The 8,691-nt window shown below is 67.6% G+C and carries 6 protein-coding genes; 5 read left to right on the top strand and 1 reads right to left on the bottom strand.

Annotated features, from left to right (window positions below; all coding sequences use genetic code 11):
* Nucleotides 1–306: 306 nt before the first annotated feature.
* Entirely contained in the window at nt 307–3,189 is a 2,883-nt protein-coding gene (locus tag AC5JJ1_RS05740; RefSeq protein WP_495784150.1) for an ATP-binding protein, read from the bottom strand.
* Between the two features lie 415 nt (nt 3,190–3,604).
* On the opposite strand from AC5JJ1_RS05740, the gene AC5JJ1_RS05735 reads away from it, so the two are divergent.
* The 5 genes from AC5JJ1_RS05735 (at nt 3,605) to AC5JJ1_RS05715 (ending at nt 8,353) form a co-directional block, all read left to right on the top strand.
* Complete coding sequence (locus AC5JJ1_RS05735; RefSeq protein ID WP_495784149.1) at nt 3,605–4,657, top strand: alpha/beta fold hydrolase; 1,053 nt, start codon at nt 3,605–3,607, stop codon at nt 4,655–4,657.
* A 61-nt stretch (nt 4,658–4,718) separates the two neighbouring features.
* On the top strand, nt 4,719–5,543 hold the full coding sequence (locus AC5JJ1_RS05730; RefSeq protein ID WP_495784148.1) for an alpha/beta fold hydrolase: 825 nt from the start codon (nt 4,719–4,721) through the stop codon (nt 5,541–5,543).
* A gap of 31 nt (nt 5,544–5,574) precedes the next feature.
* Nucleotides 5,575–6,048 (top strand): nuclear transport factor 2 family protein, encoded by a 474-nt coding sequence (locus AC5JJ1_RS05725; RefSeq protein ID WP_495784147.1) that lies wholly within the window; start codon nt 5,575–5,577, stop codon nt 6,046–6,048.
* A gap of 332 nt (nt 6,049–6,380) precedes the next feature.
* Nucleotides 6,381–7,217: an MBL fold metallo-hydrolase gene (locus AC5JJ1_RS05720; protein ID WP_495784146.1), complete on the top strand. Its 837-nt coding sequence runs from the start codon at nt 6,381–6,383 to the stop codon at nt 7,215–7,217.
* 53 nt (nt 7,218–7,270) lie between these two features.
* Entirely contained in the window at nt 7,271–8,353 is a 1,083-nt protein-coding gene (locus tag AC5JJ1_RS05715) for an MBL fold metallo-hydrolase (RefSeq protein ID WP_495784145.1), read from the top strand.
* Nucleotides 8,354–8,691: the final 338 nt, after the last annotated feature.

Raw genomic sequence — 8,691 nt, 5'->3', positions numbered from 1 at the left:
CTGATCCTGTACGCCATGGGGAGGCTCCCCTCTGCTGTCCTCGATGGCGGGAGGATGCCGGTGGGCCTCGGGGCTGGCCTTTCGCGTGTTGGGGCCAGTGTCGTGAGATTGCGGTCGTGATGGTGGGGCAGGCAGAAGCGCATTCGACAGGTATCTCGGCCCGTCGCGGCATGCGTCTTTCACATGCAATAAGGCTCGCTTATTCGGCTTGGCTCGGTGTTTCTGCTTGGGCTGGGTTTGGAGCTGGCGTGCGGGCTCGGAGCAACGGCTTTTCGGAACGACGATGCACCAAACTGTCGTCCGAGATCATTGCGACAGGGCCGTCAAGCGCGGCGGCGAAGGCTTGCGCCGAGGTTCCCTCGGGCGTTCCTGGCCCGTTCGGCCAATCGCTAGCAAAAGGCGCTCAGCGAGCATGAGGTCGGCTGTCTTTTGGCCCTCGTTGAACGCAGCGTAGACCGGCGCGAGCACGGCCCGTGCCTCGTCCAGCCGCTGATTGCTCCGCAACAAGCGGGCGAGGCTGGTGGCCGATCGCAGCGCCCAGGATGGGGCGTCCTGCTGACCGGCCCACCGGAGCGCCTGCCGAAACAGCGCCTCGGCCTCGGTGTCGGGCGCCCCTGCGTGCAGCAGGAACTCGCCCTGCAGGCGGAGCAGCTCCGGAACACACCATCGGTCTTCGTGTCTCTCGCCTCGACACAGCGCCTCCTCGACCAGCGTCGCGCCATGGGTCGCCTCCGCGGTGCCCGCCAGGGCGCCCGCCATTCCCGCAAGGTGTCCGGAGAGGTTCATGCCGGTGCCGTGGTCCGACAACTCTTGAACCGCCCTGCGAAACGTCTCCAGTCCGCCCGTGGCATCTCCCTTCATGGCGCGCAGGATCCCCTCGTAGCAGCGGCCCTCGGCGCGCCAGAAACCCAGGCCATGCGCGGTCGCCGTGTCGATCAGCGCAGCGACGAACTCTTCAGTCGTCCGCAGGTCCCCGGTCAGCAGCGCGACGGGGCATCCCGCTTGCACGAGCGCGACGGAGAAGGCGAGCCAGTGGCCGCCCTCCCGCGCATCCCGAACCACCTCCGTGGCAGCGCGCATCGCCCGCTCTGGAAACCCCTGCAGCCAAAGGACGCGAGGCAGATAGGCACGGGTCGCCAGCCCCTGGTCGTAGGGCACCCGAATTGTCGGGCGCGCCGCCCCGCCGAGGCGCCGCGCGAGCGAGGCCTCGAGCTGACTGCGGGCCTGCGCCTGCTCCCCAAGGAAATGCAGCGAGAAGCCGAGCATGCGGTCGCCGGCCGCGAGGTCGGCGGGGTCGGCTGCCAGATTGCGGAAGCTACGCGCGGAAGCAAGCGCCTCGCGGAATGTGCCGCGGACCATTTGGTGAAGCCATAACCCCCACCGCGCCCAGAGCCGATGCTCGACGTCATTGAGCCGGTCGGCGTTCGTGAGCACGGTGTCCCAGGCTGCGGCGACATCGGGCACCGCCCCCCTGTCCGTGTAGAAGAGCGCCTCGGCCAGCGCAGCGTTGAGCCGCATGGAACTGCGGAGGTCCGGCTCGAGGCGCGGACAGGCCAGCGCCGCTGCGACGCGGTTGCGGCACTCGCCCATCAGCGACAACTTGAACCAGACCGGCAAGAGGCCAATGGTCAAGGCTAGGCCGATCGCCGCGTCGCCGTCTGGGGAAAAGGCCCAGTCGAGGGCGGCGCGCCAGTCGTCCAGGTGCCGCCCATAAGCCGCCGACCAATCCGCCTCGGCCCGCGTCTCACCCTCCGCTTCGGCTTGCGCGGAAAGCGCCAAGTAATACTCGGCGTGGCGTCGCATGACCTGTGGCTGCTCGCCGGCGCCTTGCAGCTTCTCATGCGCGTAGGCGCGGACCGTCTCAAGCAGGCGGTAGTGCGGGGCGGGGCCCCCAAGATCGGCAACGACGAGGGATTTGGCGACAAGGCCCGCGAGGCAGTCCACGACCGACTGCCGGGCAGTATTCCCCGCTACCGCGATAGCGGCCTCGAGCGGAAAGGCGCCTGCGAAGACGGCGAGGCGGCGCAGCACGGCCGCCTCGCCGTCCGGCAGCAGCTCGTAGCTCCAGTCGAGGGCGGCGCGCAGGGTCTGGTGCCGCGGTACCGCTGTACGCCGGCCGACGGTCAGCAGGCCGAAGCGGTCGCCCAGGCCGGCGGCGACCTGCCCGACCCCGATCGATGCCGCCCGCGCAGCGGCAAATTCGATGGCGAGCGGGATGCCGTCCAGATGCTGGCAGATCGTGGCGATCGCGGCGGCGTCACCGCTCCCCTGGGAAAAGCCGGCTTCGAGCGCCCGGGCTCGCGCGATGAAGAGCGCCGTCGCGCCGCAGTCGAGCAGGCGATCCGCGTCTACCCGCTCCGCCGGGAGATCGAGCGGGGGAACGCGATAGGCGTGCTCCCCGTCTATGCGCAGCAACTCCCGGCTGGTGGCGAGCACGGTCGCGCGCGGGCAGAGTCGTAGGACCGTATCCGCCAGCGCGGCGGCCGCGTCGATCACATGCTCACAGTTGTCGAGGACCAGGAGCGTCCTTGCGTCGCCGATTGCCTGGGTGACGGCCTCGGCGGAGGAGGCGTCAGCGCCGGGCGCCAGCCCGATTGCGCGCGCCACTGCAAAGGGCACGAGGCTCCCGTCCTTCAGCGAGGCGAGCTCGATAAACCAGAGGTGGAAGTCGTCCCGGAGGGCTTCCGAGATGCCGCGAGCGGCCTCCAGTGCCAACCTCGTCTTGCCGATCCCGCCGACGCCCGTAAGCGTGACGACGCGATGAGCGGCTAGGAGCTCAAGCACATGCCGCACGGCGACGGCCCGGCCGATGAGGTCCGAACCCGCTGCCGGGAGGTTGCTGCGGGGATGCCGGGGCGCCGGGGTCGCTGGGCCTTTCGGCACCGCGGCACCAGCCGGAGCATCCTCCGGCGCGACCGCCCACGTGCCCATGAGTCGGTAGCCGCGCGCATAGGCTGTCCTCAATATCTCCCGGTCCGGGCCAAGCGCCCTGCGGAGCGCCGAGACGTGGCCCTCCAGCGTGTTTTCCTCAACCACCGCGCCCGGCCAGATGCGGCGCATCAACCGTTCCTTGGTGACCAGATCGCCTGCGGACTGGACCAGCACTGCGAGGATCTCGAAGGCGCGGTCTCCGAGGGCGACGGGCGTGCCGCGCGCGCGCAGCTCCCGACGGCCGAGATCGATCTCCAAGCGCCCATACGCGTAGACCGGCCCTTGCGCAGGCACATTCGCCTCCCTGCCGCCAGCGGCCGCAGCATCGCCAATTGGGCGCCTCAAAGGCAATAGCGCCGGCGCCCAGGCGTCCGCCGTCGTGACCCGCGGGAAAAAACCGGCCGCTTGAGAAATCGGGAAGGCCTCGCTCTCCACTAGTGGAGATCCCAGTAGCCAGCGAGCCGCGCTGGAGAACTTGCGGCCTGCCCCGCCCTACACCGTGGCGAGGCATGGGCAGCGTCCTGCGCCAAGCGTCGCCGCGCCTTCATCCGGGAACCTGCGTAATGCCGAGGGCCAGTGATCGCGACAGCAAAAACCAGGATTCCGCAGACTTTCGCCAAGGATTCCGTGCCGCCGTGGAGCCTACCGTCATCCCATGGTCAGGAGGACATCCATGAGCAACATCCTTCCTTCGCTAAGACAGGCGCCAGAAGCCGAACCGGCGCACCCGGAGGCGGACGCAATCCACCGCCGGAAACGCCGCGCTGTCCTGCTCGGCGGCGCTGGCGTCTTCGCCGCCGCGGCCGCAGTGGGCGCGGCGCGGACTGCAAGCGCAGCGCCCCCGGCCTGCGCAGCCCCGGTGGTCACCCATCACCGGACCACTGTCATCGACGGCGTGGAGATGTTCTACCGCGAGGCAGGTCCCGCCGATGCGCCGGCCGTGCTGCTCCTGCACGGCTTCCCGACCTCGTCGCATATGTTCCGTAACCTCATCCCGGCGCTCGCCGGCCGCTACCGGGTGATCGCGCCGGACTACCCAGGCTTCGGCCAGAGTGCGATGCCCGACCGCAGCACCTTCGCCTACACCTTCGACCGGTACGGGGAACTCGTCGGCGCCCTGCTCAACCAGATCGGGGTGCGCCGCTACGCCATGTACGTCATGGATTACGGCGCGCCAGTCGGCTGGCGCCTCGCGCTTGCGCAGCCGGAGCGAATCGCCGGGCTGATCGTGCAGAACGGCAACGCCTACGAGGAGGGGCTCGGCGAGTTCTGGAACCCGATCAAGGCTTATTGGGCGGACGGCTCGGCTGCGCGCCGCGAGGCGCTGCGCTTCCTCGTCGCGCCGGAAACCACGAAGTTCCAGTACACCGACGGGGTGGGCGACGTCTCCCGCATCGCGCCGGACAACTGGGTGCATGATCAGGCGCTGCTCGACCGCCCTGGGAATGCTGAGATCCAGCTCGACCTGTTCTACGACTACCGAACCAACCTGCCGCTCTATCCGGAGGTCCAGGCTTGGTTCCGCGAGCGGCAGCCGCCGACCCTGATCACCTGGGGCGCCAAGGACAAGATTTTCCCAGCCGCGGGCGCGCATCCCTTCCAGCGCGATCTGCCGGCTGCCGAGCTGCACCTCCTCGACACGGGGCACTTCGCCCTTGAGGACAAGCTCGACGTCATGGCGCCCATGATCCGCGACTTCCTTGACCAGAAGGTAGCGCCGCGCTGAGCAGGCGCATGCGCTCCACGCGGTCGACCCGCCCCCCCAACCCGGATCCGAGGAGACCATCATGCCAACCATCACCGTCGAGGACGGCACCGAGATCTACTACAAGGACTGGGGCTTCGGGCAGCCGGTGGTCTTCAGCCATGGTTGGCCGCTGACCGCGGATGCGTTCGAAGACCAGATGTTCTACCTGGCCTCGCGCGGCTACCGCTGCATCGCCCACGACCGCCGCGGCCATGGCCGCTCCGGCCAGCCGTGGAACGGCAACGACCTCAGCACCTACGCCGATGACCTCGCCGCGCTCGTGAAGGCGCTCGACCTGCGTGACGCGGTGCATGTCGGCCACTCCACCGGCGGCGGCGAGGTGGCGCGCTATATCGGGCGCCACGGCACCGGCCGTGTGGCCAAGGCGGTGCTGATCAGCGCCATCCCGCCGCTGATGCTCAAGACGCCGGCCAACCCTCTCGGCACCCCGATCGAGGCCTTCGACCGGCTGCGCGCCTCCGTGGCGGCCGACCGCTCGGCGTTCTGGAAGGAGCTGAGCCTGCCCTTCTACGGCTACAACCGGCCCGGGGCGACGGTCTCGCAAGGCGTGCGGGATGATTTCTGGCGGCAGTCCATGATGGCCGGATTCCCGGCCTCCTACTTCTGCATCAAGGCCTTTTCGGAGACCGACACCACCGAGGACCTCAAGCGGTTCGACGTGCCGACGCTCGTGCTGCATGGCGACGACGACCAGATCGTGCCGATCCAGGCCGCGGCCCTGCGGTCGTCGAAGATGATCCGCGGCGCCACGCTGACGGTGTACCAGGGTGCGCCGCACGGCATGGCCACGGTCCTGAAGGACCGGCTCAACGAGGACCTGCTGGCCTTTCTCCGCTTGTCCTGAGCACTGGAATATGAACACGGAGGGAACCGACATGACCGAGTTTCGCCCGCCCGTACCGCCGTTCACGCGTGAGACGGCCATCCAGAAGGTCAGGGCTGCCGAGGACGGCTGGAACACCTGCGACCCGGCGCGCGTCGCGCTCGCCTACACGGTCGACAGCCGCTGGAGGAACCGCAGCGAGTTCCTGCAGGGGCGGCCCGCGGTCATTGAGTTTCTTGCCCGCAAATGGGAGCGCGAGCGTGAGTACCGCCTGATCAAGGAGCTTTGGGCATTCACCGACAACCGGATCGCCGTCCGCTTCGCCTACGAGTGCCGCGATGAGGCCGACCAGTGGTTCCGATCCTACGGCAACGAGAACTGGGAGTTCGACGAGCGGGGTTTGATGCGGGCACGTCACGCCTGCATCAACGACCTGCCGATCACCGAGGCCGAGCGCCTGTTCCACTGGGACCGGAGCGGGCCGCGGCCCAGCGACCATCCAAGTCTTTCCGATTTGGGCCTATGATCCGGGGCGCCGCCTCGGCGATTCTGTCCTCAAAGATGGTCCATGGCGCGGCGCTGAAGATCTATGACGGCGCGCCGCGTGGCATGTGCACTACGCTCAAGGACCGGGCGAATGCGGAGCTGCTGAGCTTCGTCGCTTAAGGCCGCGTGGCAGGAACCTTCCCAGCAGGCGCAGGTAGCTGCGCAACCGGAGACGCCATGACAATGCCCCGCCGAGCGGCGACCTCGCGCCGCGTCTTCTGCCTCTGCTGCCTGAGCGCGCCGGCTCTTGTCGCGTCTGGCGCCTGGCTGACCCCACGCCAGGCCTTCGCCGAGGCTCGGGGGATCGTAGACATGATCAGGGCGGAAGCGGCACAGGCGCCGATCACGGTCTACCGGCTGCGCGGCGGCGTCGCCGTGCTCGAAGGCTCCGGCGGCAACGTCGCGGTGCTGACCGGACCAGACGGCAAGCTGCTGGTGGACGCGGGCATCGGCGTCTCGCGGCGGCAAATGACGGGCGCGCTTGCCAAACTCGGCGCTGAGCCTGTGACGCAGCTAATCAACACCCATTGGCACTTCGACCATGCCGACGGCAATACCTGGCTGCATTCGGTCGGCGCTCGGATCCTGGCACATGAAAACACCCGCAAGCACCTTTCGACCACGCAGCGGGTGGAAGACTGGTCCTATGACTTTCCCGCCCTACCGCCCGGTGGCCTGCCGGTGGAGGTCTTCGCGGAAGAGCACGCGCTGCGGACCAACGGCACCACGCTGCAGTTGCGCCACTACGGCGCAGCGCATACCGACAGCGACATCTCCGTACGCTTCGTGGAGCCCGATATCCTGCACACCGGGGACACCTTCTGGAACGGTGTCTATCCCTTCATCGACTATTCCACCGGCGGCAGCATAAACGGCTCGATCCGCGCGGCCGAGGCAAATCTGGCGGCGACGACCGGCCACACCATCGTCATCGCGGGGCATGGCCAGCCGGTTGGCAACCGACAGGATTTGCAGGAATTCCGCGATATGCTGGTCGAGGTGCGCGAGGCCGTGGCCGTGCTGAAGCGGAAGGGCATGCCGCTGCAGGAGGTGATCGCGGCCAAGCCCACGACACCCTACGACGCGAAATGGGGCGGCTTCGTCATCGGCCCCGACCTGTTCACCCGCCTCGTCTATGCTGGGGTGTGACCTCCCCAGAAGGTTGGACTGACCACCATCGCAACCTGCCAGGAGATCGCATCATGGGTCGGCCCGACGGGAAAGTCGCCGTGATCACCGGCGCAAATAGCGCCATCGGCTTGGCCACCGCCCGGCGGTTCGAAAGGGGAGGTTTACCAAGGCTGAACGAGAATGAAAGCACGAGCAATGAGAGGGTCATGACGCCTTCCAACACGGTCGGTCCGTCTCGCCGCCTCGACGCGAGCAACATCGCGGCTGGATACATCACACGCCCGAACGACCGGGATGAGTCGTCCGGCCCGCCGCAGGTGGCACCTCACGCGTTCTCGCACGGCGCGTTCGGCATCCGGGTGTTCAGCGACGGATTCATCATGCTTCCGGCGGAGGTCATCCTCCCGGACACCCCACGATCCGATCGGCCAGCCATCCTCGCCCGGCTGGGAGGAAACGCGGAGGAGGCACCCTTTCACGTGAACATTCCGCTCATCCAGAGCGGAGACGACCTCATCCTCGTCGACCTCGGCTCCGGAGACAAATTCCAGGCGAGCGCCGGTGCGCTAGAACGCAACCTGAGGGCGGCGGGCGTCGACCCTGGCGCCATCACCAAGGTCGTGTTCACGCATGTCCATCCGGACCATGCCGGCGGCACGATCCGACCCGACGGACGGCTTCTGTGCCCGAACGCCCAGTACATCGTGAGCGAAGCGGAGTACGCCTACTGGACGGACCGAAACTATGAACAGACGCTTCCGTCTGCATTGCACGCCTTTGCCCGCGGCTCGCAGCGCGATCTCGGGGCCATCGGCGATCGCCTCGCCCTCGTGAGGCCCGGCGATGAGATCGTGCCAGGGATGCGGGTCGTGGCGACTCGCGGCCATACGCCCGGCCACGTCTCGTTCGAGCTGGCCGGCAGCGACCCCTTGCTGATCAACGGCGACGTGGTCACGAGCAACCTTGTCTTCTTCGAACATCCGGACTGGCATTTCGGCTTCGATACCGAGCCGGAGATCGCCCTCAGCACCCGCCGCAGCATCCTGGACCGTGTGGCAGCCGAGAAGATCAAGATGCTCGGGTACCATTGGCCCTATCCCGGCGTAGGCTATGCTGAGCGAACGGGCAGCACGTTCCGCTTCATCTCCGCATAACCCCGGTGCCAGTTCGGGGTCCTTTGGACCGCCGCAAGGCGATCCCTTGTCCCAAGCCATCAGCAGAACGCTCAAAGATCCGGCGCAGGGAGCGGCGCTGGGCGGCAACTCGTCGATACGCTCAATCCCGGCAGCCAAATGTACAATCCGAACCGATCGGCTGGCCTTGGCTATTTGCGAATTCAGGATCATCTTTCGCGGCAGAGGCATTGTCGTACGACCGCATCGAGCAACCCCCGGCGCGTCGGAAGCAGATGTGCGCCTCGGGACCGGAGAGTCAAAGCTAAGAGCCCGTCCATGAAGAACTCCTGTACTCTGAATGCGTTGCGGCAGGACAT

Source organism: Belnapia sp. (genome assembly GCF_059504005.1).
Note: the sequence above shows the minus strand (reverse complement) of the source record. Positions and strands in the feature narration are given on the sequence as shown.

Coding starts and splice junctions, on each gene's coding strand:
- AC5JJ1_RS05735 (WP_495784149.1), top strand. CDS start 3,605: ATGAGCAACATCCTTCCTTCGCTAAGACAGGCGCCAGAAGCCGAACCG.
- AC5JJ1_RS05730 (WP_495784148.1), top strand. CDS start 4,719: ATGCCAACCATCACCGTCGAGGACGGCACCGAGATCTACTACAAGGAC.
- AC5JJ1_RS05725 (WP_495784147.1), top strand. CDS start 5,575: ATGACCGAGTTTCGCCCGCCCGTACCGCCGTTCACGCGTGAGACGGCC.
- AC5JJ1_RS05720 (WP_495784146.1), top strand. CDS start 6,381: ATGATCAGGGCGGAAGCGGCACAGGCGCCGATCACGGTCTACCGGCTG.
- AC5JJ1_RS05715 (WP_495784145.1), top strand. CDS start 7,271: ATGGGTCGGCCCGACGGGAAAGTCGCCGTGATCACCGGCGCAAATAGC.